The sequence below is a fragment of the Sphingomonas sp. Leaf28 genome (assembly GCF_001421685.1).
In the GTDB taxonomy this organism is placed as follows: domain Bacteria; phylum Pseudomonadota; class Alphaproteobacteria; order Sphingomonadales; family Sphingomonadaceae; genus Sphingomonas; species Sphingomonas aurantiaca.
The window spans coordinates 67,568-90,155 of sequence record NZ_LMKX01000007.1; the positions used below are offsets into that span (position 1 = coordinate 67,568).

The window sequence follows — 22,588 nt, forward strand, 5'->3', positions numbered from 1 at the left end:
CAGACCGCGCTTATGACTGGGGTTCCGACGTGTCGCCTAATACCGACACTTTGGCAGGACGGATCGCTAACCGAATTGTTCTCACGGCCGTTTTTGGGGGACTTCCCCTCGCGGCGCTCCATATGCTGTTCAGGTAGCATCACCGCTTCGGGCCTGTGGGACCATTCGCAAGCGACACCTGCGCATCGATACCACGACGGTGCTTCTCACCAAGAAGTTCGGAAGCGCCAGAAGTAACGATACTGTCCTCCCGCTCCGTTGATGGCTTACCGCTCGCAACGGGGTGAGGCGAGGTAAGCCCGGCACCACCAGAAGAGCGCCCAGCAACGCTCGCCTCGGAGGCCACACCGGGCAGCGTCATACCTTCCAAGGCAGGATTGCTCAAAGCGCTTTGGATGTCTCGCTCGATCCCTGCCGAACGCTGGTTAGACCACTTGGCGATAGCAGCATTCCGCATGCCCTCTTGCGTCGCGCTGAGGTTGGTTTCCCAAAGGCCGGGGAGAACGCCGTTGGGACTGTTGGAAACCTCCTTGTCGTAGTGCCGCGCAAGGTCTTGTCGAAGATCTTCCGACAGACTGAAACCATGGCTCTCAGCGAAGCTGGCGTGCTGTTCCAAGGACTGGGACAACTCACGATAATGACGAGCCTGTTCATTGTAGGACTCAATGCGGCTAAGCGACTCCTCGATAGCCCTCGTCCTCGATTCACTTTGCGAGGAACGGGAGAACTGACCGGATTGGCTGAAGGTGCCATCGTTCGTGCTTACGGTTGCGCCGGTGGAATGGTCACGACTTACACCATCGGTAACCGACGTCGAGTTGTCGCGACTGGCCGACGCGGTGTCGCTGTCATTGCTTGTGTTCGAATTGGTATAGCTCTGATTGTACCCAGCGTTAATCTCACCATTGATCCCGATTGCGCGCGCTGCGGCGCCGAGAACCCCGCCGCCTTTACCCGCATTCCCAACGCTAGCCCGAATGCCTCCAGTGTACTGATCTGACCAGTTTGTACCCTTGCCGGTCTCCGACTGGCGACGCGTCCCGTTGCCCGCGCTCTGGCTATTCTGGACGCCGTCGGTGCCCGTGATCGTGTTGCGATCACTAAGCTCGGTGTTGCTGCCGCTACGAACACCGGAACTGGAGTCGTAACCAGACGAGTTCTCGCTCGACCAGGAATGGCCGTTCCGAAGGGCATTGAGGTGCGAGACTTCGCGCCGGCTTGCCTGCTCGAAGCCGTCGGCAACTCGGGCGGCCATCGTCGCCTGACGGCTTTCTGTCGCGACTGATCCCTGCGTCATCGAAGCAGAGAACGGAATATTCGAGATGGCCTTCGACGTGTCGTAGACGTTCTGGCCGTCGCCAAAACCGTTCGTCGTCGCGCCGTTGTCGTGCCGGAAGCTGGATGCAAATGCACCGGTCGAGAATGCAGGCGCGTCCGACCACTGGTTACTCTGACGCATGTTGGACGTCGAGTTCGAGAAGCTGGCATTGCCATAGGAGTAATTGCCTGTGGTCTGCTCCGCGGCTGCAGCCTCCGCAGCGTTCTGCGCCGGCGATAGAACCGATGTCGCCTGGCCTGAGATGCTCATAGCACCCTTGGCTAAGCCAGCTGCAAGGAACGGCACGGACATCAACATGAAGCCCGCAATCGTCGCAGTTTCAGCGTTTACCGCACCAATACCGGCATAGGACCCCAACGACATGCCGCCATCCGCTACGCCCTGAGCCGCGGCTGTCGCACGCGTCATGCAGATCATGTGGAGGATGACATAAAGCGGCCCCCACGCAGCAAGATAGAAGAACCCGGTCAAATACCCTTTGAGCGCGCCGACACCGGTTTGCGGCATCAGGAACAGCGGGAAGATTACCGGAAACATCGCATAGAAGACGACGGTCAGGACGATGTTCAGGATAGGCACCCAACTCATCGCCTGCTGCGCGATCGAGTTGTACGTGTTGCGAGCCTGAATATCGGCCCGCGTCGTCGCGAACGTGTCGATCGAGGCCGCGCCCGGACCACCCGCCATGCCGTCACGGGCCTGCATGAAGGCGTTGATGGCAGTGTTTTGCCGAACGATGTTCTCGTAGCCCGCACTGGACGCGGTGAACGCCTGATTGACGATCGGAACATCGGCCCGCAGCTTCGCGGAGGCGACGGCGGTCGAGAGCTTTGGATAGGTTTCCTTGGCCCAGAGCGAGGTCTGGGCGTCGATCATGCTGTGCCAAAGGCCATCGAGCATACCGTAGGCCTGCCGGCAGCTGACGATGCTGCTGGACGTTGTCGCGCCGGAGCGTTCCACCCAAGGCTGAGACCGCGCAGCCGAGCCGGGTCCCATCGTTGCCCAGAGGTCTTTCGCGGAGGCGAGATCGGTCATCGACTTCTGGCCGAGCATGACGTCGCCGAATACGCAGTTTTTGAAATGCGAAGACAGGTTGGTCGCGAACTCGGCGTCGCAGATCTGAAAATTGCGCGTCGCATCGAGCAGACGGGCACCATAGACCATGCCGTTGGATGAATAGCTAAGCTGGCTCGGCATCGTGAAAACGGTTTCGGCCGTCCGGGTCAGCCAGTCACCGACCTGACTGGTGAAGCTGGCGATTACCCCCAAGCCGAGGGGTACGTTGTCGACAACGGCGGGAGCGAGTGACGGATTGATCCGGTCCGTCACCTTAACCGTGACGGTCGGGACCATAAGGCACATGTAAATGAGCGATGAGCCAAGGAACCAGTTGAGCCAGACGCGCACGTTCATGGTGAAAGCGACGGCAAGGAGCGAGTAGATCAGGCCAAGGGCCATCACCACCTGCAAGAGGGAACGGTAGCCGCCCCCGCCCGTCCAGGCCGCTACCGCGTTGAACGTGTTGACGATGTATTCGCCACCGCCAATCGTGAAGACCTCAACCATGATCCGTCACCCGTCCTAGTTGAGGCCCTGGGCACTCAGGCCCCGCGAGAAATTCAGCGACGCAGACATCGCCGGCGACATGCTGTTCTGAAGGGTGGATTCGAGCATCACCGACTTATTGATGAGCGCGATCGTCTGGTTCAGCGTGTCCTTCAGCTTGACGTCACGCTGAGCGTAGCGCGTGCGCGCCTCCGCCAGTTGATCGCGCCATATTTTGCCCATTTCGGCATCGGCGGGCTGAACCTGGACGGTCGACTGGCTGATCCGGTCGAGCATGTTCTCGATCATCGACGAGAGGAGGTTCACAGCGACGATCTCAGCCAGCGCGCTGGTTTCGCCATCGGCGAAGTTCTGGTGCGCCATCGCCTGTACGGCGAGCATCTTATACAGCGGCAACGTCGTCATATTGAGGAGCTGTTGCTCTGACGCATCGAGCGCCGCATCGGTGCGGATCTTGGAATTGATAGAGTCGATCATTCCCTTGATCTTCGAGCGCAGGCCGGGCCCCGCCTGCAACGTCTGCTCAGTCATGTTGAGGCATGCTTCTGCCTCGTCGCAGTGCAGGATCTTAACCGGCGCGCCTGTCGCAGTGCCGTCGAGGAGGGCGGTGACGACTGCATCCTCGGCTGGGCCCACGAAGCCGACGATCGCTCCGGCCGGGGCCTTCGGATTGATGACGATCGTACCAACGAGCGTCATGAGATATTCCGAGAATTGCTGATCGGTGCTGCCAAACTTGTTCGACTTCTTGATCGCATCCCAGGTGTAATTCCGTGGGTTACCGGGGATCTTGTCGGCCAAGGTCGGATCGGTATTACCCTCGAGGGTGGCGTCCTGTTCACCGCCCGCGCCGCAACCTTGCCGCGACCGCGCCCAGTCGGAAAACTTGCCCTGTGAATTGCCGACCGCTGCGCAGACCGTCGAGCGTGCGCCGGCCATCTTAGGCCAGACTGATCCGACCAACCCCTGCGCCGCCTCGCACGACGAGATGTTCATCTGGTTCATCTGCTGCGCCTTGTTGGCCATGGTATCCATGACCTTGCCGATCTCTGGCGAGACGCTGTCGATCGCGAGCTGGAAGGCAAAACCCAGCGCGTTGTTGGCAGTCGCCTTCAGCATGGCGACCATTTCAGCGCCATTGATGAAGCTGAAGGAGCCGGTGAACAGGTCTATCCCACCGCAGCCCGCGGACACCTTGGGCATCTGCAGGTTGAATGGCTGCACGCTCTTTTGCGGGAAGCGCGTCCAGACGTTGCCCATCGAATAATAGCCAGCGGTCTGCCCCTGATAGGCGCTCGGCCCGGTCACGTTCGCGGCGCCGCCCGCGTCCTGGAAGAAGCTGTTCATCTGCCCCGCGACGTCCGCGCGTGCCATGCCAACGGGGATCATGCTGGCAGCACCGAGGCTCATCGCGACCGCCGCGGTCCGGCGAAGACAGGCGCGGAGGGGTGAGGGGCGAGGAGAGGAGAGATGCGCCATCAGTAGTCACCTCCCGGCTTGGAGTTGGTCAGCATGAAAATACGCTCCATAACTTCGTCGGCCGACATGACACCGAACCCGACGGGAACCGTCTTGCGCGTCACAGTGTCGAACAGGACGAGCGCCGGCGTGGCCAAGGGCACGCCCATGCGCTGACGTTGACCACTGTCGACGACATAGTTGGGGAACTGGCGGCTCGGACCGCCATCCGTCGACACGGCCATGACGGTGATGCGGTGGCTATCGGCAACCGAGCGCAGGATCGGCGAGAAGACCTCACAGGCAGCACAGGACTGCGCGAAGAAGTAGAACATGCCGTAGCGCTGACCCAGGCGCGACAGGACCTGGTCGCGCGTCGCGGCGCGGTTGTCGGTCCACGCGCGCTTGCCGACGGTCGAGACCGGCCGCTGCAGCGTGTAGTCGATATCCGGGTTCTGCCAGAGCGCCCGCTGCCAGGTGTCGGAGAAGATCGACGCCCGATCGAGCTGTTCGCGCTGGTAGCGGACATAGGCGATCACATTCGCTTCGCTCGGCTCGAGGATGGCGCGTGCCTTCAGTTCGTCCAGTTGCTTGGTGATTGCCTTCAGTTGCGCCGTCGACGACTGCTGCGGCTGCGTGGACGCCTGCGGGGCGGTCGGTTTGGCCTTGGGCCGCTCGCAGTAGAACCACTGGCCGAGTTTCCGCTCGCCACAATAGAAGTCGCCGCTCTGCTGCTCCGCCGGGGCGTCAGACGTCCGATCAAATTCGGGCTGAACCACTGCATTGCTGGATTGCGCATCGTCGTCATCGATCGCCTCAGCCATCGACGCGCTCTGCAGATCGACGGCCTGCGCGAGCGCGGGCGTTGCAACAGGCGCCGTCGCTGCAAGCAGCATCAGGATGGCAGCGGTCAACCGCCCGGCACGCTTAGCCTTGATCGTCGTCATCATCATGCTCCCCGTCGAGCTCAATCATTGCGAGTTTGAGAACTGACATCATCGCGGCGACGTCGAGCATCCTGGTGCCCTGATCGAGCATCCGCACGATGCCGCGAAGGTGGCTGCGACCGTGCTTGCGACCCTTGATGGTCGCGCGCATCCCGGTCTCCCGGCGAACCAGCCAGCCCTTGTCCGCCATGCGCGGAAAGGACTGCTCGACCTGGTGCGGATCGACCTCGCACTGGAACCAGTGCGAGATGGTCTGCGCAACCTCGCCCGCCGAAGTGCCTCGACCGGACCGATGGATGCGAAGGAAAATGGCAAGATCGAGCACTGACATGTCGATCGAACATGGCCCCCCCGGACCCGTCACATCATTTGCTCCCGTGAAGGTCATAATACCCCTGAATTTTAGTTTGAATGTCGGCCATTACGGAGACCTCACTGGGCAGCTTTGCTGCATCCATGAACTCCGCATAGACCTCGGAAAAATCCATCTGGCTCAGGTCGAGGCGCTGAAACTCCTCGATGGTGAAGCCCTTGCAGGTCTCGTCCTTGGGCTTGGCCCACGGCTTGCCGATCTGCTGACGGCCCTGCTCCTGAAGGATGCGGCTGAGCTTGCTACCAAAGCAGCAATAGGCGTCCTTGGACGTGACGCAGACGCCTAGAACCTTATCGGAACAGTACGATCCGACCTTGTGGCAGAGCCCCTTGTCGTCCTTCTCGTCGAGCTGCTTTTCGGCCGAACTGCACAGCCACGGCGTGAGCAGCGGAACGCCGCTGCCCGAGCAGCAATTCGAAGCACCAAAGATCTTCTTGTTGCAGGTGCCGCGCTCACCGGAAAAGACGGTGAGGTTGTCCGGATCAAACTGCTTGCCGGCGTCGCCGATCGAATGGAGGGCGACCAGCGCGTCCTTGAACTCGGTCGACGCTTCGCGCTCGATCGTCTCGCAGCTACCGTTGAGGCAATAGACGTCGCCGCCACAGACATACTGCTTATCGGTTGGCGCCTTATCATCGGGAAGCGGGCAACTATAAACCCGCTGCGACACCTTGCAGGCGCCGCTTTGCGGATCGTCGAGGCACTCGTCGCGCAGGAACTTGCATTGTTTGTTGGCGTCGAGATCGGTGCAATCGCTCGCCAGAGTGAGACGCTGACAGGTGAAGGACCGCGACCACGCCCAGCACGCTTGCGTGACGGGAACGCCCTCGATGATGCGGGTCTCAGGGCCCTCGGTGCAGACCTCTGCCGCTTGGGGCACGCACGTCGTGTCGGCCGCAAGCGCAGGGCAGGTGCCCTCGTTGCGGGCGACGGTGACGCTAAGCGTCCCTTCCTTCTTGAGATAAGGGGTGCCGGTCGCATTATTGTGATGGCTGGCGATCTCGGCAGCCGACAATTCGGGATTGCAGGAATATAGCTGCGCCGTGCCGCTGACATTCTTCTTGCAGTATTTACGGTAGCCTTCGACGTCGTTCCCGCCGGCGCCAAGCTCGATCTGCGCGTCGCAAATGTGCTTCGAAACAGGCTCTGCACGGCAAACGCCGGCATTGACCTTCGCCTGCAGGACGCTGTTTTTGGCGAACCCGTAACCCTCGTTTTTGTCGAGGACGCCGTAGTAGAACCAGCGCGCGGTGTTGATGACGGTCGGCACAAGGTTTCCGCGGCAGGCCTCAACCGTATCGGTGACCTTCGAACCCTTGTTGCAGGTCGCCTCATAATAGCCCTTCGAGCCGACCGATGGCGGGAGCGCTGTGCAGGTGCCTTCGGCACCGCCAATGTTCTCCCCACCCAGATAGGTGTCAGGATCCTTCTCGATCGCGGTGCCGCGCGAGGTCGCTGCGAGGATCTCGGCATTGCTGAAGGTCGCCCGCGTGCGGCCGCGATCGGTAACCGTGCCGAACGCATCGTCGGTGCCGGCTTTCGAGCCACCATCGACCACCAGGCGGTCGGGATCGTCGAAATAGACCTTCTCAGCCAGATCGGTGCCGCCATAGCCCGGCAGTTGTGCGAGCTTGGCGTCGTTCGGCCCCAAACTCTCATCAGCGCGCATCGTTTTGCCGAGGTCGGCGCCCTCCTTGCGTGCTTCCTCGATCGTCGTCTGCGCGACGACGCCGCTGGTGGCGCCTGCGAGGACGCTCAGTAGCAAAGAGAAAGCGACGCGCTTCACTCAGACGCCCTTGCTGAGGTTACGCAATGCGACGGACGCCACCCCAGCACCGGGGCCGTGCGCCGCGACGAAGGTATCGAGCACATAGCGAACCGAAACGTTGCCCGTGATCTTGTCGTGCGTCGGCACCAAGGTGGTGCAATTCAGCCCAGAGCAGAGATCGAAGTCGGTCGAGACGGCGACATAGGTCGGGACCGCCTCGACGTTGAACGCGCGAAAGAGCCGGGGATCGATCCCGACATTGGACAGCTGATCCTTGTCGGTGACGACCTTACCCAGCATGGAGCTGAAGGCCTTCATCGAGTTGTTCGGGAAACCCCGGAAGACAACCACACCGCCCGCCTTGGCCGTGTCGGCAATGAGCTGACGAAGGGTCGCTGGCGGCATCGACAGGCTCGCAAAGGCGATAAACTGCGGCGCGTCGCCCTTGGTGCCGGCGACGTTCTGGCTGGCCCCCTTGATGATCTCGTCGAAGTCGAACGCACCGTCCCCGTTCACCGGCAGATCCGCTTTAGCGAGCGCGGTGAGGTTCGTGCTGCTTTTGGCCTGAATGGCGACGGCCTCCTCGCGGAAGGCATCGCCGCGGTTGCGGACATGTTCGGCAAAGAGATCGGCGTCACCCTGCATGGCGGCCGAACGACGCTTGATCGCTTCGAGATCGAGGCCATCGACAGTCTGTGCGATCGCCTGGATGCCGGCGAGCCCGGCGATTGCGGCAATAACGATGGTGATGCGGCGCATGATTGTCTCTCCTCACAGCACGCAGCAGTTGCGCTTGCGCCAGACGAGGTAGCCCATGTCCTCGCCCTTCACGGGGAAGGCGCGGCCCGCCTGTGGTGGCATGGTCGAGGCCCCAAGCGGCGAGCAGGCCATTTTGCCGCTGACCATTGGGATCGGATTGACCATCTGGACGCGGTATTGCTGCTTGCGCAGCACCGGCATCGGGTACTTGTTGCACAGGCCCTTAGAGCCCATCGTGCCCCAGGCGAGACCTTCGCGGTGGATCTTGAAGGCGAAGCGAGCCAGCGCAAGCCGCGACGCCTGCACATGACCGATCGAGGCGGCGATGTTGCCGTTGACCGGATACATCGGACCCTGACAGCCGGCGCACCAAAAGGTCGCGTCGAGCGGCAGCTTGGCGGTTGCAGCGATGCAGTCGCCGGCACACGCAGCCTGCGCGATCGGCGTCGAGAACAGCACGGCTTCCGGGTTGATGAGCGCGGTCAGCGAGTCATCCTGCCAGAGCGGATCGACCTCGGTCATGTACGCGATGTCGAACGACGCCTGCTCGAAGCACAGGAAATCGGTCAGAATCTCCATCCAGTAGAGCAGCGGATAGACGTACCAGTGGACGTGCCACTTCGACGTGTTCTGCCCGTTCCCGCCGGTCTGCGATGGTCCGGATAGCTGGCCCTGTCCGATGTCGAAGCCGGGCGCGATCTTGGTGCCGCCCAGATTGACGAAGCACCACGGTTTGGTGGTGACGTCGGCAAGACGAACAGGCTCCCAAAAACCAGCCGAGATACCGATGCGCGGCACCGGGCTGCCACACGCGCAGACGGGGAGGGACGGATTTTCCGTATCGGCGCGATTGCTCGGCCAGATCTTCAGGCCACCCACCGAGAGCGGAAACAGGCACGACCAGCAGACGTCGGTGATCGGGTTCACGAATTTGCCCGAGCACTTCGATTGCGCCTCCGCGCGCGGGCTAAGTGTCGTCGAAAGCACGAACGCACCCAACAACAGCGTCAGGAAGCGCAGCAGCTTCACGCGTGCTCCTCCGACGACTGTGCAGCGTCGAGGAAGGCGTTGTCGGCGCGATTCTTTCGGAAGACGTAGAGCGCGGTATGCAGCGCCGTCGTCATAAGCAAAGCCGCAACCATGAAGGATGCGGGGCGTCCGAAAAGGCGCACCAGCGGCGAGATGGCAAGGACGCCGATCGCGGACGCAACGCAAAGGACCTGAAAGGTCCGCCTCATGGTACGCAGATCGTCGGTTTCAGGAGCCGCCATCGGCGTGCGCAGGAGGTCGAGCCACAACGGCATCAGCTTATTCCCTTCAGCTTGATTTCGGAGAGCTCCAGGACGCGGCCATTCTGAACGGCGACAGCCGGCGTGTGCCGAATGCCGAGTTTGCCGGTGAGGCGACCTTCCTGGTCGAAATAGAAGCGCCGCTTGCGGTTGGTCATTTCCTCAATCGGCGAGCCGCTCACGAGGATGATTTTTGCCTTCAGATCGCTGTATTGCGACGTTGCCCATTCCACCTGTGCGGCGTCATCACCGTCGACGAACACCAGCGCCTGATGGACCGCGACGAAGTCGAGCGGGTTCACAGTCTGACCGGCGCGGGCGATGTAGTTGCCCTTCTGGTCCTGAACGTCACGCTCGATGACGATCGTCGGATCGTAAGCCCAGCTGCGTGGCTCCGTCGTCGCTGTGATGCCGGCGACAGGCTTCGGCCGACGCACGCGCGCTTCGGACCGCTTGGCGAACTCGGCGTTCATGCGGTCAATTCCACCCGTGGCTTGCAGGCGCTGCAGGCGGGCCTCGATCGTTGCCAGCAAATCCGGCTCAATGATCGGAAAGGCCTGGCCGACGACACCGTGGTCACTGGCGATCGCAACGGAGGAAGTCAGCAGCGCGCTAACCGCGAACATCACACAAAGATCGAGGGCGGCCCTCACAGGATTGGATCCCCGACGCCGACGATCTTGTTCGAGCAGGCGTAGCCGATCGCGGCATAGCGGCTGTCGAAACCGTCCTTGTGCGGACTACCGACATAGTAGCAGCCCTGCGGGATAACGCCCGTCGGGCCAGCCACCAGCGGCTCGCCCGACTTCGTGAACGGCTTCATGTGGCTGACGAGCTTGCCCGCCACGAACACGTCCGCGCCGCGGTGGACGACGGTGTCACCCGGCATGCCGTAGACGATCTTGCCGAACATCTGCTTTTTCGCACCGAAATGCTTGATGACGAGAGGCACGGCTGGCGGCACGAAGAAGACGTACTCACCACGCTTCGGCACTGCCGTCTTGTGGATCACGAACGCCCAGTTCGGCAGCGATTCCGACGCGTTGATGAGCAAGCCGTGCGTGTCCCGCCACTGCGCGATTGCGTTCAGCGAGATCCCACCGGCGACGAATAGACCAAGCGCTGCCCAGAGACGCTTGCGGGGGCGGAAGCCCTCGGCCGGTGTCGGCGCCGCAATTGCCTTACTGGCCACCGGGACCTCCAAAGCTCGAGACCATCGCGCCGGCAACCGACGGATCGACCGGTGCGATGTCCTGGCCAGTGGCGGGGGCGGGCACTGCGGCAAAGGGGTTCGGCGCGGCGGGAACGGGGGCGACCTGCGCCATTTCGACAGGCGCGATCGTCGGCGCGGCAGGGGCCTGCCCCTGCATCATCAAACCCATCTGGGCGGGCGTCGCCGGCACTGGTGCCTTCACGCCCGAAGCATAAACGGCTCTGGCCACATCGGCGGTGATGTCAGGCACGCTCTTGGACAGGACTGCCTCCCCGACGAGCACGACCTGGCCAGCCGCACCGCGGCGCTGCAGCTCCGTATCGAGCGATGCCATGAACGTGCGCATCTGCGCCTGGACCTGGTCGGGCGGGGTCGCGCTACGGGCTTGTGCCTGAACGTACTCGCCAACGATCCGGGACAGGTCTGCCTTGACGATATGCTGCGGCTTTTCAGCAGTCACAACCTTCGTGACCCACATGGCCCAGACCAGCGCGAGGACGAGCGCCGCACCGATCAGCAGCTGTGTGGCGGTGTAGCCTGCGAACACCGTCTTGCGCCGGACAGTGATCGCGGCAGGAGCGGTCACAGCGGGCTCGGCAGTGGGGGTGTCGACGGCCTCGGTCATGCGCCGTGCTCCAGGCGGGCGGCATCACGCGGCAAAATGGCGTGACGGCGGAAGAACATGATCGCGCCGGAGATGACCATATGGACGACACCGACGATCATCTTGAACTGGTCGAGCCGGCCCGCGTCCGCTGCGAGGTAGCGGCTGGTCATGTTCTGCAGATGGTTCATCATGCCATCGAGCGAAAAGCTGCCGATGAGCAGGAAAAACAGGACGAAGACGCCCCACGTCATCAGGAGCGTCGTGGCCATAAAGCCCGCGAAGTGCAGTCCGAAATAAAGGGAATAGCCATAGTCGACCTTGCGCTCGACCTGGAGGGGCTGAAGAACGGTTGCCATAGCTGTCACTCCGCTGCGATCGCCAGCGCGTCATCGGCGCTCGGATCGGTCCATTTCTCGGGGTTGTCGGGGTAAGCGACCCGCTCGATCGCCTCTTCCATCGTCAGGCCTTGCGCGAGCAGGTCGTGGATCGCCGCAAACGTGCGCGGCGACGACGAGTAGACCGTTGCCGAATAGGGATCGAGCACGAGCCGGCCGACCGCCAGGGTCTCCGGACCCTTGATCATCACGTCGGAATATTCGGAGCCGTTACGCTTCAGCGAGCGGAGCAGCGCATCGGTATAATCGTCCATCTCAAAGCGATCGTGCTTCTTGAAGTCGGCGATCGTTTCCGCCTTCTGCTGGAGGATGACGAACCAGTCGCTGTTCTCGAGCGCCGCCTTCGACCCGTCCGACTTGTAATAGTCGTTCAAGCTCTGCGTGGCCGTGACCAGCGACGCGCCGTATTTGCGGCAGGTACGCGCATAGGCTTCGATGAAGTCGGCCATCGAGCCGCCCTTCAGCATCTGCCATGCCTCATCGAGCAGCAGCGCCTTGGGGACCGAGCGGTCCTCGCGGCGCATGGCTTGGCTCGCCATGAACATGATTGCCGTCAGCGCGACGCTACGAAGCTCCTCGCGTGACGAGAGGTCCGACAGCTCGAACACCGTCAGGTTATTCTTGAGCTGGAAGGACACCTCGCCCTCGAAGAAGCGGCCATAGGTGCCGTCGGTCGAGAAGGGGCGCATCGCGATCGCGAGATTGATCGCGAGCGGGTTTGTGGTTTCGTCGAGCGCTGCGATGACGTCGTTGACTGAGCCCTGCCGGCCTTTCTCGGCCCAGACCTTGTTGATCGCGCCATCGATCAGGCCGCGCTCGGTATCGTCGAGCTTGTCGATGTGCCGCGCCATCTGGTTCACGATCGATTTCAGCATGGCGAAGCAGTCCATGAGGTAATCCTCATCGGTCTCCGCCAGCACCGGATCGATCATCGAGAACGGGTTGATGCAGAACCCCGACGACATCGTGAACTCGACGAACGCGCCGCCCTGCAGCTTGGCAGAATGCTCGAACGACCGGCCGTCGTCGATCACGACGACCTTGGCGCCGGCGCCGACCATCGAGGCGCACAGCTCCTGCAGGGCCACCGACTTGCCCGAGCCCGACTTGCCGAAGACCGCCACGTTGTGGTTGCCGGCGGTGTTCTCAAACGGTGACCAGAAGAAGGGCTGGCCGCGCCTACCGATCAGCATCAGGTGCGGGTTGTTGCCGCCCAGATATTCGCCCTGCAGCGGCATTAGGCTGGCAGCAGTCGTGGTCAGGACGGTGCGCAGGCGCTTCATGTTCTTGAGGTCGAACGACAGGCCGTTGGCCATCGTCATCGGCATCGCCGCAAGCAGACCCTGGATCTGTAGATAGCGATCGTCGAGCAGGTCCCAGCCTGCCGCGCGGTACACCGACTTCAGGATGCGCTCATTGGCGTCGCCCTTGCCTTTCGGGCTGAACGAGGTGACCGAGTAGAAGGCCTGCACCAGCTTGCGACCCTGGCGCAGCTCGTCCTTCACGAAACGCCACTCTTCGGACTGGTCCTTCAGCTGTGGCAACATGCGCGCGGACTTGCTGTCGGCGAGGCTGGTGGTGCGCATGAACTTGCGGCCGGCGCGCTGCCCGGAGGCCTCGGCGTCGGGGAAGTCGAGGCACAGGTTGGTCGATACTGGGCAGGGCATGCGCAGCTTGTCCGCGAACATGTCGCCGATCAGCTTGGCCATGTCCCAGGGTGCCCAGCGCTGCGGCAGGTTGCGCACCGAGAAGGAGCGCACGTCAAACGTGTCTGGATAGATCTCGCCAATCTCGGGCGCGTTCTCGACGGTCTTGCCGGTAGGCCGGAAGCGCTCGGTGCGCAGCAGGATGCGGTCCGGCTCGATCTTTATCTCTAGATCATGGCGCACCGCCTGGTCTGCGATCGGGTCGAACGGATTGTAGGTGATCGTGTCGTCACCCGGGGCCGTCGTCGGCGAGGTTATGTCGTCGATCCAGGAGATCAGGCCCTTGGGATCAATTGCCCGTGCGTGGACGCCGAGCGACTCCAGCGCGGAGATCAGCCCCTCCATGACCGAGGTGATTTCCCCGTTCGATACGCGGCTCGATTCCGGCGTCGAGTAGGACAGGCCGAGACGATGATTACGCAGGCAGAAAGGCGCCGATGCTGACAGCGAGCTCCAGACGCCGCCCATCAGATACTCGGTGCGGTGCCGCGCCATGCGCTCGTAGATGCCCGATGCCGAATAGCGTGGCATGTACCACTGCGACAGCTTCTCGCTGATGCGGGGGCTCATCCAGCCATGCACCTGCAGGGCACCCGGCGTCGGAATGCCCTCGGACAGCAGCTGTGCCAACATCTCGTGGCTTTGCTCGGTCGCGCCGATCATCGGGGTCGCTTCGAGGAAGAAGCCGCGTGAGGCGCTATTGTAGTAAATTTGCGTCTTGGGGTCGTAGCCGCGGTAGGGCAGCCAATGGACGAACCGTGGGACGGCTGCGTCCGGACGGCCGTTCTCAGGCTTGGCGGAGTCTCCGAGGAGCGTGGAGAGCAGGCCTTTGAAGATGCTCACTGGACAACTCCGGGAAATGAGGATGCGCGCAGCACCGACAGCGGGTTCGCACCCTTTGCCGCCTCCCGCGCTTCCGGCTCGGCACGGGCAAGGCCGGCACGAACGGCTGGGTTGGCGCCGACCGCGGCGATCGCGGTGCGACCGGCCGGGGTTGCGTACTTCGGCGTGATAACCGAGGTGGACGTGACGACCGGACGAACAGGCGCGGGTGACGGGAGAGGCTTGGCGTTGGTAGTCATGCCAACCGCGACCGGCATGTTTGTCGTGGGGGCTGCTGGCTTCGAGCTATAGGTCAAAGCGGTAGGAGTGCGGAGAGCGGAGGGTGATACCGAAAGGCGGCGCGGGGTCTTCGAGAGTCGACGCGCGACCTGGTCCTTGATGTCACCGACTGGATCGGCCTGCACCCGTGCCGCGGCAACAGCAGCGGCGCTCGGCATGTCTGGATCAGCAATGGAGGAATCCTCCATCACGATGGGGGGATCGGCACGGTCGACGGCCGCTATCAGCGTGTCGCCACCCGTTGCCGCCTGAACCTGTGCCGGGGTCGTAGCGACAGCGTTGCTCGCAAGCGCGCGCTGCCATTCACCGCGCTCGACGACGGCATGAACTGCAGTCTGTTCGTGCAGGCGGCCGGCGCCATCGATCTGCGCCGGGAAAACGATGCGGAGAACCCGCTCCTGGCTACGCGCAGGCGCAGCAGCGGCGGTGTCGAAGCCCCGACCAGCGCTCTGCGGCGTGCTGTACGGACCAGCTGGCGTGATCATGCGATCGCCGTCCTCGCCCGCGATCATCGCAAGCGCGCGATCATCGATCGTGGAGCTGGGCGCACAGATCCCGTCGGGTGCCATGCAAGAGAAGTTACCCTTGATGTTGCCGCCCATCGTCGTGCAGCCGGTCATTATGGTGCCAGACGCCAGGGCGACAGCGAGACAAACGTGGACCTTGTTCACGACCGGCCTCCAGCGATGAAGGAAGCGAGTGCCTCCTTGGGACGATAGCCCTCGATCATCGCGCCATCGGCGCGGACGATGACGGGTGTTCCGTTCAGGCCATGCGACCGGGCAAAGCGCTCATTGGCATCGAGACCCGAGGTGTCGCAGGAGGCGGCGTTGCGCAGTGGCTCGCCGGCATAGGCCTGATGAAGCGCGGTCTCGCGGTTCTTGGCGCAATACACCTGGTTGGCGAGGTCGCGGCTACCCAGTACCGAGATCGGACGTTCGACCACGCGCACATTCATCGAGCGCAGGGTGTTCGACAGCGCGCGACAGTAGCCACAGCGAAAGTCACTGAAGACCGTAACCGTCTTGCCCGACTGGTTACCCCAGACGATTGCGCCGTCCTTGGGGAGACCGTCGAGCGAGATGCGCGACGGCATCGCCGGCACCGTAGGTTGTGTACCCGCACCGACTGCCTTCGCGATCGGGGGCTCGCCGCTGTCGGCCGCATTATTTGCCTTGGCGGCCCCGCCAATCAGAGTGTCCGGATTGATCTCGAGCAGACGGGTCGCGGTTAGATCCTGCCGCGTCTCCATGTCGTAGACCCGGCCGATGACGAGGTAGCGTCCCGAGCGATCGACGTAGAACAGGTTGTTGCCCGCCGTCACTTCGCACAGGCCATCGACAACCGCGCAGTCGACCTTGCTGACCTTCGTCTTGGGCAAACGCGCCTTGAGAAGCGAGATCACCGATGCGTCTACGGGACGAAGCGCAGCATAAGCCGCTTTCGCGCCGATCGCAGCGGCGATGAATGCCGCAATGATCGCGAGGAGGATGAATACCCGTCCCGCGGTGATGCGCTGGTCGGCGCTGCTATCAGTTCCGAACATAAACACCCTCCAGGAAGACGATCTCGACGTCGACGCCGGTCGGCATCTCGATGACCGGCTGGTACTGCTCGGCGCGCTCGATCAGGTATTTCGAGACCATGTCGCCAGCCTCGCCCACGCCGTTGCCGACGCCGCCTTGGGCAATGTCACCCAGACCGAGCTGCTGGCGCTTGCCGTTGACCTGGACGTTGGTGCCCTGAAGGAACGAGTTCGAGTTGGCGGCGAAGCCCTTGCCGATCCCGCCGACGAGGCCAGCGATGAAGGCTTGGCTGACCAGCGACCCCTCCCGGCTGACGACGCGGCCCCGAACACCGGTCTTTCCGCCAAACGCAATGAAACCCTTGACCTCGGAAACCGCATAGCGACCGCCCGGTTGCGGGCAGGTCATCTTCTGCAGCTTCACATAGACCTTCTCGCTCGACAGCTCGCCGCGGGCGGCGCCGTTGATGAGGCATCCCTGGATCTTGGTGGTCAGAAGCTTGCCGTTCTGCAACACCGATCGCGCAGGACCAGTGACGCGCAGGACGACAGGCAGGGGGTCGGTCTGGCTGTTGACGCCGGCTGCTGCATCGACACCGACGATGACCTTGGCGGTAGCGAAGGAGTTCGGCGGAAGATAATTCGGGCTGTCGGTATAAACCGTGCTGCCCTTCGAGACGCGTGACGCGTTACCAGCCTCGGCCGAGCCGAACGACACCATCTTAACTTCGCTCATGCGCGCAGGAGCGACGTCGGGGACATTGCCGGCGCCGGGAGCGCCAGGGCGACCGTACATGGCAGTGCTACCCGGGCCGTACATTGCCTGTGGCCCGGGCACCGGCGCGGGCGCGGCCGCGCGCTCATTGACCTGACGACGAAGCTGGTCGTTCTCAGCCTGATAGGCAGAGACGACACGCTGGCCGTCTGCCGACATCGACTGGTTTTGCGCGCGCATCGCATCGAGTTGCTCGGCAAGCTGCGCGACGCGGGCGTTGGTGCCTTCGACACCCTTCAGCTGGTTCTCGTTGGACTGGAAGCGGTTTTCGGACTGCGCCATCCACTCCTGCTCGGATTTGGTCTTGTTGGTCATGTCGCTGACCGAGACCGTCTTCCTGTCCGCGCTATCGGGATCGATCTTCTCGACCGCGTCGTCACCGCCGAAAATCCAGAAGGAGGAGGCCACCAGGACCACGCCGCACCCGACAGCGAGCTTCATCTGCTGCTTCTTGCGGGTCTCGACGTTGCCATCCAGTTCCGACGCGATCGGCGATACACCGTCGCCGTCGATGGCTTCAGGAGCGTCGAGCGGCTTGCGCTCGCGAGAGAAGATATCTTTGATGACCATGGCTTAGTTTCCGTTCCGCGAGACGAGGTAGGCGGTCGTGACCCGACCCGGCGCCAGCTTGGGTTCGGCGATCGACACCGCGAGTGCGCTCGATGGCACCACGCTGGCCTCGGTCAGCACTGTTTCCTTGGTGCCCTTGTTTTCGATGCGCAGGACGCGGCCGGTGAGAGCGTCGCCGCGATATTCGGCGATCATCTGAACCTTGAGGTCGCCGACATAGACGGGCTTGAGCGAGCGCTGACGCATCTCGAAGCCGTCGACCGTCTTGTTGGCGTACATTGCCTGCACCAGCGTTACAGCGGCCTCTTCCGGCGAGGACGTCTGTGCAACCTTGGTGGTCGTGCCGGCTTCCGCCGCGTCGGCCTTGGCGATCGCGGGGTTCGAGACGAAGACCTGCACCGCCTGGTCGCCGCTGATCCGGCACTGGAACTTGTAGACGTAGCCGCGCTTGCTGGTGCCGAAGAACGACAGGACCTGACGACCAAAGCCTTCCGGCACCGACAGGTAGATGTCGCCGCGAACAGGCTCGTTGACGACCGAGAAGTCGTCCGAAGGGTTGCCCGTGTTGATCTTGGAGACGCCAGCGAACTCGTCCCCGACGAGGCTGATCCGGGTGAGGTCCTTGGCGGATGCATTGCAGGAGACCTGCGCGCCGTCGTCGGCCATCAACGTCTGGTCGCCGGCCGCGAAGGCAGGCGCCGCGAAGACGAAGAGGGCGACGGCGATCAACGCTGCGCCGATGATGCGGCTCAGCCAGCAGAAGGTGCGGGTGGAGAGGGCAGTGCCAAGCGCGGCGCTACCAATGGCATAGATTGGGGTCACATCATGGCTCCCGGACGGGTTTTGGGCTGGACCATGCTGAAGCCGACAAGCTTCAGGGTCATGCCGGCATATTCCCAGTCGTAGACAAAGGTGCGCTGCTCGGACGAAACGACTTTCTGACCGATGACCGTATTAAGCTTGCCCGTCACGGTGGACTGGAGCGCCTTGGGGTCGATCTCCATGCCGTCGAGCGTGAAATACTGCGACATGCTTGAGCCGCGCTGCTCATCAACGATCTTGAGGAGGTCGGCTTTGATCTTACCCTGCGACTTGGGCGAGACGATCGCGAGGACGGACTTCATCCAGTATTCGAGGCTGCTGGGTGTGCGGTTGAGCGTCAGTACGGCCGTGTCGCGGGTCACCAGCTCCAGATACTCGCGCGAGACACCCGACGTGGACAGCGTGACCGGTGAGCCCAGAACAGGCTGCAGCACGATTTCGCGGCTACGGGTTGCCGACATCAAAAGCAGGAGCGCGACAATTCCTGCGAGAACCAGCGCGGCGATGCCGAGGACATTGCGCTGGCGGAGGACGCGCTGCGACTGCGCGTGCTGATAGCTAAAATCCATGTCAGCCCACCATCAGTCGGAGGTAGGAAGGTGGCGTGGCGCGGAGCGACGGGAAGCCGCCTGGCAGATGCCAATACGCCAGATGAATCAGCCACGAAGTCGCCCGCCCCGCCTTGGCCCGTCGAAGAGCCCACCACCCCAGGACGGCCAGGCCGATCCCAATGACGATGTGTTGGGACAAGATCCCCCATGTGAAGGGGATGACCATCGCGAGGAACTCGTCGAGCGTCCAAAACCCGATCAGCTCAGGATCGTCGAGGTGCGATGGGATCACGTACTTATCGGCTGACATCACGCCACCTTCAAAGACGGTGCCGGCGAAGCTGCTATCAACGCCGGCACCTGGCCGGTTCAAATGGTAGCGGTGACGGTCGAGGTGACGATCGGGATACCGGTGCCCGCACCGACGCCCACGCCGACCGGGATTGCGACCTGGCCGAGCGAGAAACGACCCGAGGCGAGACCCACGACACCGCCAGCGAGCGATAGAACGGTGATGATCTTGCCGCCCGAGCCCTCGAGGAAACCCGTGAAGGCTTGGAGTGCAGTGTTGAACGTCTGATCAGCACCGGCCAGTGCTGGGGTGGCGAGAACAGCGGCCGCGGCTGCCGCACCAACGACCGCCAGGGCGGTCGTCTCGGCGCGACGGCCGATCTTGAGCATGGTCTTCATGATAAGGAGTCTCCTTCGATCGAGCGCATTTCAGCGCGCCCAAAAGAAGGCTGAGGCAGGGATTCTTTCGCAGCAATCGCCGGATTACGGAACTTATTAGGAGGCCGTCGATTTAAGCGAAAATGCGACGAGTGGAGTTCCACGACGCATCCAAAAGACACCTCTGTCCGTCGCTACGGACGATTCGTCCGGCGTCACGGACAGATGTCCGCCCACGCGGACGCCTGTCCGCCTACACGGACACTTGTCCGCACAGGCGGACAGGCGATATTCCGCTCTCTGGAATGGCTACGAATCACGACCTGAGGTGTGGCATTAACGCGAAACCGAATGCAGATAGCCCACGCTGTTAGGAGGTTTAGCAATGCGGTGGTATCGGCGCCGATGAATACTGAAGACCAAGCAATGCAACGCGCATTCAGCCTCAAGATATCTGAGTCCCTATGGCGCTTGATGACAGAAAGTGTTCGCCTTTTTTCAAATAAAAGCATGCGCTTCGCTAGCATTAGCGATGTCGTAAACGACCGAGCTCCGGAGACGTCTACCCTGCAGGCGCATTATCGGCCCAGCTCGCTTACAGAACATTTGCGGATAATTCCCACCAATGGCGAAATCGGCGTAGAGCTGGAGATTCTCGAATCTAGCGTATCGGCGATTGACGGTAGTGTTCCGGGGCTTGAGCAAATGATAGGCTCGTCCGTTAGTTTCGCCTCTGCGGTCTCATTGGTACTTTTCGACTTTATCGTTGAGGAGGCCAGGACGGAGGCCATGACAAAGCTTGGACTCAACGCCGAGGATGCCGCTGCATTTCGAGCGGCTGCCCGTCGAGTGGAAACGAATGTGATCCCATTCCGATGATTGATCTGCGTCAAATGACAAAAGGTTAATGAAGGGTTGCCTTCATCGGAGATTAATGCCTACCTGATGGGGCACAGCTAGGGTCTGGGACGATGGAACCGTCAGAGCAGTTTGAACAAAGGGTTAGCGAAGATAATGCCACCCCAGAGTTGGTGGATTTCATTCGGATCCGCATGGTAGAGATGCGCTTCAGTATCCGAATGTTGAAAGCAGCGACCCCCAATATTCGCAAAAGTCGCCTTCACTCTATTGTGCATCCCGACCCGTCAAAGCGCCGCCCAATGCGGATGGATGAGGGCAAAGCGATTTGCGCAGCGCTTGGAATAAGCCAGTGGGAAGCGGCGTTCGGCTGCGAGCTATTGGAGGGCGAATTGAACGACCGCCCCGAGGAAGCGGGCAACCTTGCGGCGTTTATGGCAACCCTTTTCGCAGGATTAGCGCCCCGGTTGGCAACGGCTGTGGTTAGTATCAGCGGCCTCGACCTAAGCGACGTTAAGCCTGAACATGGCCACCAGATTCAGGACCTTGTTCTGGACGGCTTTGAGAAAGGTTACGAGGACTTGGTCCGACGGAAGGGCCTTCGGCTTGGCCGTAACGAGGAATAGCTAAGCCGTAACCGGACAGAACCGAAGAAGCATGCTGTCCGGCATGGCGCCGTCAGCGGGCAGGCAGTCTATCGCCGCCAACATTCTCCTATCGCGATCTCGTTATTGAGCCGACGGTTTCAGTGCTGAATTGCACTTGCGATCGCGCTAACGTAGATCGAGGGCTATGACGAGCCCGCCATCCTCTAAATCCGCGGCCCGATCCATGCGCGCCCGAACGGCAAGTTTTCGGGAAAAGGGATGGGTTCGAAACAACTTCTGGCTTTCACCAGAGTCGGTAAGCGCCCTCGATCAGCTGAGGAGCGAGCTATCTGTCAGCAGCCGCGAACTGACCGTGAATGCCGTCATGGAGCTAATCAGCCGAAATCCAAGCCTGCTCCAGACGATCCGCGGGGCAACTCACGACCCGGTCGTCGGAGGCACCCAGGCTTTGAGTGGAGGGGGAAGGCGATAGGAGGATGGGGTCAGCAAGTCGGGCCGGCAGCTGACTAGCTTCGACGAAGTGTCGTCGAAAGCACGAGGATCGGGCGAAAACTGAGCGCGGACGCCCGCTCAGCGTAGGAAATCGAGCCTAGATTCGTGCTTTCGACGACACTCTTCGTGCTTTCGACGACAGCTGATGACCGCATAGGATTTGTGCGGAAGCGAGCGTCCTACCGCCAAACGCTAGCCTCTGACCGGCTTCAGGAGATCAAGATGACCGACAAGAAAACCGGCCAGGGCGACCTGTTCACCTTTGATAGTCCGCTCCTGACCGGACTTCAGGGCGAGCGCTCGTTGATGGCATATCCATTCTTCGCGTTGGCGAAGACTGCTTGGACTAAACCACTCGTGTATAAGACGGACTCCGTCTCGATCGAGGTAGGTCCGGGGCCAAAGGGAATAGCGACAATCTATGACAAAGAGATACTTTTATACATCGCGAGTCTGATGGTTTCGAAACTGGAGGCAGGGCTCCCAGTATCTCAGGAGTTCTATTTCACCGCGAATGACCTATTTCGGGTGACGGGAGTGAATGCGTCATCGCGGTCGTATACTAGACTATCGGACGCGTTAGAGCGGCTTCAGGGAACCCAAATAAAGACCGATATACAAGCTGGCGGGGAAGGCGAGGCCGGATTCTTCTCTTGGCTAGAGTCCGCTAGACTACAATATACGACGAACAACAGCAACGAGAGACGTCTAAAGGCTGTCAGGGTTCGGCTTTGCGACTGGCTCTTTCGAGCGATACTGAGGGATCGCCACGTGCTTGAATATACGTCAACTTACTTTCAATTAGGGCCTGTCGAGCGTCGTTTGTACGAGGTGGCTCGATCTTCCTGTATCGATGGGCCCGTGAGCATGACGTTGGAAGATCTCCGCCTTCAGCTGGGTTATCAAAGCTCCCCTCGGCATCTGAAATCCATTCTCAAGGATGTAATAGACGCGAACTCCATTCCCGGCTTTGTCTTCTCGATTGCCGAGCCATCTCCGACCGATGGACTAAAGTCGCGAAAAGTGGCGTTCGAGGTCGTTCAGATAACACCCGAAGACGGGATTCACCGGAAAGCGAATCAGGTGATCCATAAGCCCGGTGAGCCTGACCCCGCCTGAACACCCCCCATTTTTGACGTACTGACTGTCGTCAAAAGCACGAAGACGAGCCCATAC

The 22,588-nt window shown here is 61.7% G+C and carries 23 protein-coding genes; 3 read left to right on the top strand and 20 right to left on the bottom strand.

Going from position 1 to position 22,588, the window contains the following annotated elements:
• Positions 1 to 139: 139 nt before the first annotated feature.
• The 20 genes from ASE79_RS06860 to ASE79_RS06955 all read right to left on the bottom strand — a co-directional run bounded on the left by ASE79_RS06860 (position 140) and on the right by ASE79_RS06955 (position 19,475).
• Positions 140 to 2,905 carry a conjugal transfer protein TraG N-terminal domain-containing protein gene (locus tag ASE79_RS06860; RefSeq protein WP_056413860.1) on the bottom strand — a complete coding sequence of 922 codons (2,766 nt, stop codon included), beginning with the start codon at positions 2,903 to 2,905 and terminating at the stop codon, positions 140 to 142.
• A gap of 15 nt (positions 2,906 to 2,920) precedes the next feature.
• On the bottom strand, positions 2,921 to 4,315 hold the full coding sequence (locus tag ASE79_RS06865; protein ID WP_235516855.1) for a conjugal transfer protein TraH: 1,395 nt from the start codon (positions 4,313 to 4,315) through the stop codon (positions 2,921 to 2,923).
• A gap of 68 nt (positions 4,316 to 4,383) precedes the next feature.
• The gene (locus tag ASE79_RS06870; RefSeq protein ID WP_235516787.1) at positions 4,384 to 5,310 is read right to left on the bottom strand and encodes a conjugal transfer protein TraF; all 927 of its coding nucleotides are present in this window, start codon (positions 5,308 to 5,310) and stop codon (positions 4,384 to 4,386) included.
• The gene (locus tag ASE79_RS06875) at positions 5,291 to 5,635 is read right to left on the bottom strand and encodes a hypothetical protein (protein WP_162237009.1); all 345 of its coding nucleotides are present in this window, start codon (positions 5,633 to 5,635) and stop codon (positions 5,291 to 5,293) included. The genes ASE79_RS06870 and ASE79_RS06875 overlap by 20 nt, the downstream gene beginning before the upstream one ends.
• Before the next feature lie 40 nt (positions 5,636 to 5,675).
• On the bottom strand, positions 5,676 to 7,469 hold the full coding sequence (locus tag ASE79_RS06880) for a conjugal transfer protein TraN (protein WP_056413869.1): 1,794 nt from the start codon (positions 7,467 to 7,469) through the stop codon (positions 5,676 to 5,678).
• The gene (gene trbC, locus ASE79_RS06885; protein ID WP_056413872.1) at positions 7,470 to 8,210 is read right to left on the bottom strand and encodes a type-F conjugative transfer system pilin assembly protein TrbC; all 741 of its coding nucleotides are present in this window, start codon (positions 8,208 to 8,210) and stop codon (positions 7,470 to 7,472) included. It lies immediately after the preceding gene.
• A gap of 12 nt (positions 8,211 to 8,222) precedes the next feature.
• Positions 8,223 to 9,212: a conjugal transfer pilus assembly protein TraU gene (traU, locus tag ASE79_RS06890; RefSeq protein ID WP_235516856.1), complete on the bottom strand. Its 990-nt coding sequence runs from the start codon at positions 9,210 to 9,212 to the stop codon at positions 8,223 to 8,225.
• A gap of 23 nt (positions 9,213 to 9,235) precedes the next feature.
• A complete protein-coding gene (locus ASE79_RS06895; protein WP_056413874.1) occupies positions 9,236 to 9,514 on the bottom strand; it encodes a hypothetical protein in 279 nt (92 codons plus the stop codon).
• Complete coding sequence (gene traW / locus ASE79_RS06900) at positions 9,514 to 10,125, bottom strand: type-F conjugative transfer system protein TraW (RefSeq protein ID WP_056413877.1); 612 nt, start codon at positions 10,123 to 10,125, stop codon at positions 9,514 to 9,516. Before traW ends, ASE79_RS06895 begins: the two co-directional genes overlap by 1 nt.
• A gap of 23 nt (positions 10,126 to 10,148) precedes the next feature.
• Positions 10,149 to 10,691: a S26 family signal peptidase gene (locus ASE79_RS06905; protein WP_235516788.1), complete on the bottom strand. Its 543-nt coding sequence runs from the start codon at positions 10,689 to 10,691 to the stop codon at positions 10,149 to 10,151.
• Positions 10,681 to 11,337 carry a TrbI F-type domain-containing protein gene (locus ASE79_RS06910; protein ID WP_082445149.1) on the bottom strand — a complete coding sequence of 219 codons (657 nt, stop codon included), beginning with the start codon at positions 11,335 to 11,337 and terminating at the stop codon, positions 10,681 to 10,683. Before ASE79_RS06910 ends, ASE79_RS06905 begins: the two co-directional genes overlap by 11 nt.
• Complete coding sequence (locus tag ASE79_RS06915; RefSeq protein ID WP_056413879.1) at positions 11,334 to 11,675, bottom strand: hypothetical protein; 342 nt, start codon at positions 11,673 to 11,675, stop codon at positions 11,334 to 11,336. The genes ASE79_RS06910 and ASE79_RS06915 overlap by 4 nt, the downstream gene beginning before the upstream one ends.
• 5 nt (positions 11,676 to 11,680) lie before the next feature.
• Positions 11,681 to 14,263, bottom strand: a complete 2,583-nt coding sequence (traC, locus tag ASE79_RS06920) for a type IV secretion system protein TraC (RefSeq protein ID WP_056413882.1) — start codon at positions 14,261 to 14,263, stop codon at positions 11,681 to 11,683.
• Positions 14,260 to 15,213: a conjugal transfer protein TraV gene (locus ASE79_RS06925; protein ID WP_156359580.1), complete on the bottom strand. Its 954-nt coding sequence runs from the start codon at positions 15,211 to 15,213 to the stop codon at positions 14,260 to 14,262. The genes traC and ASE79_RS06925 overlap by 4 nt, the downstream gene beginning before the upstream one ends.
• A complete protein-coding gene (locus ASE79_RS06930; protein ID WP_056413888.1) occupies positions 15,210 to 16,088 on the bottom strand; it encodes a DsbC family protein in 879 nt (292 codons plus the stop codon). Before ASE79_RS06930 ends, ASE79_RS06925 begins: the two co-directional genes overlap by 4 nt.
• Complete coding sequence (locus tag ASE79_RS06935; RefSeq protein ID WP_056413890.1) at positions 16,075 to 17,412, bottom strand: TraB/VirB10 family protein; 1,338 nt, start codon at positions 17,410 to 17,412, stop codon at positions 16,075 to 16,077. Before ASE79_RS06935 ends, ASE79_RS06930 begins: the two co-directional genes overlap by 14 nt.
• 3 nt (positions 17,413 to 17,415) lie before the next feature.
• Positions 17,416 to 18,234, bottom strand: a complete 819-nt coding sequence (locus ASE79_RS06940) for a type-F conjugative transfer system secretin TraK (RefSeq protein WP_056413893.1) — start codon at positions 18,232 to 18,234, stop codon at positions 17,416 to 17,418.
• Positions 18,231 to 18,803 (bottom strand): type IV conjugative transfer system protein TraE, encoded by a 573-nt coding sequence (locus ASE79_RS06945; RefSeq protein WP_056413896.1) that lies wholly within the window; start codon positions 18,801 to 18,803, stop codon positions 18,231 to 18,233. The genes ASE79_RS06940 and ASE79_RS06945 overlap by 4 nt, the downstream gene beginning before the upstream one ends.
• 1 nt (position 18,804) lies before the next feature.
• Positions 18,805 to 19,095, bottom strand: a complete 291-nt coding sequence (gene traL, locus ASE79_RS06950; protein ID WP_031439148.1) for a type IV conjugative transfer system protein TraL — start codon at positions 19,093 to 19,095, stop codon at positions 18,805 to 18,807.
• A 59-nt stretch (positions 19,096 to 19,154) separates the two neighbouring features.
• Complete coding sequence (locus ASE79_RS06955) at positions 19,155 to 19,475, bottom strand: TrbC/VirB2 family protein (RefSeq protein WP_056413899.1); 321 nt, start codon at positions 19,473 to 19,475, stop codon at positions 19,155 to 19,157.
• Between the two features lie 384 nt (positions 19,476 to 19,859).
• Here ASE79_RS06955 and ASE79_RS06960 point away from each other — a divergent pair, with 384 nt between their 5' ends.
• The 3 genes from ASE79_RS06960 to ASE79_RS06970 all read left to right on the top strand — a co-directional run bounded on the left by ASE79_RS06960 (position 19,860) and on the right by ASE79_RS06970 (position 22,531).
• The gene (locus tag ASE79_RS06960; protein ID WP_162237010.1) at positions 19,860 to 20,333 is read left to right on the top strand and encodes a hypothetical protein; all 474 of its coding nucleotides are present in this window, start codon (positions 19,860 to 19,862) and stop codon (positions 20,331 to 20,333) included.
• Positions 20,334 to 20,425: 92 nt separating this feature from the next.
• Entirely contained in the window at positions 20,426 to 20,938 is a 513-nt protein-coding gene (locus ASE79_RS20845; RefSeq protein WP_156359581.1) for a hypothetical protein, read from the top strand.
• A 696-nt stretch (positions 20,939 to 21,634) separates the two neighbouring features.
• Positions 21,635 to 22,531 carry a replication initiator protein A gene (locus tag ASE79_RS06970; protein ID WP_082445228.1) on the top strand — a complete coding sequence of 299 codons (897 nt, stop codon included), beginning with the start codon at positions 21,635 to 21,637 and terminating at the stop codon, positions 22,529 to 22,531.
• The last annotated feature ends 57 nt before the right edge of the window (positions 22,532 to 22,588 follow it).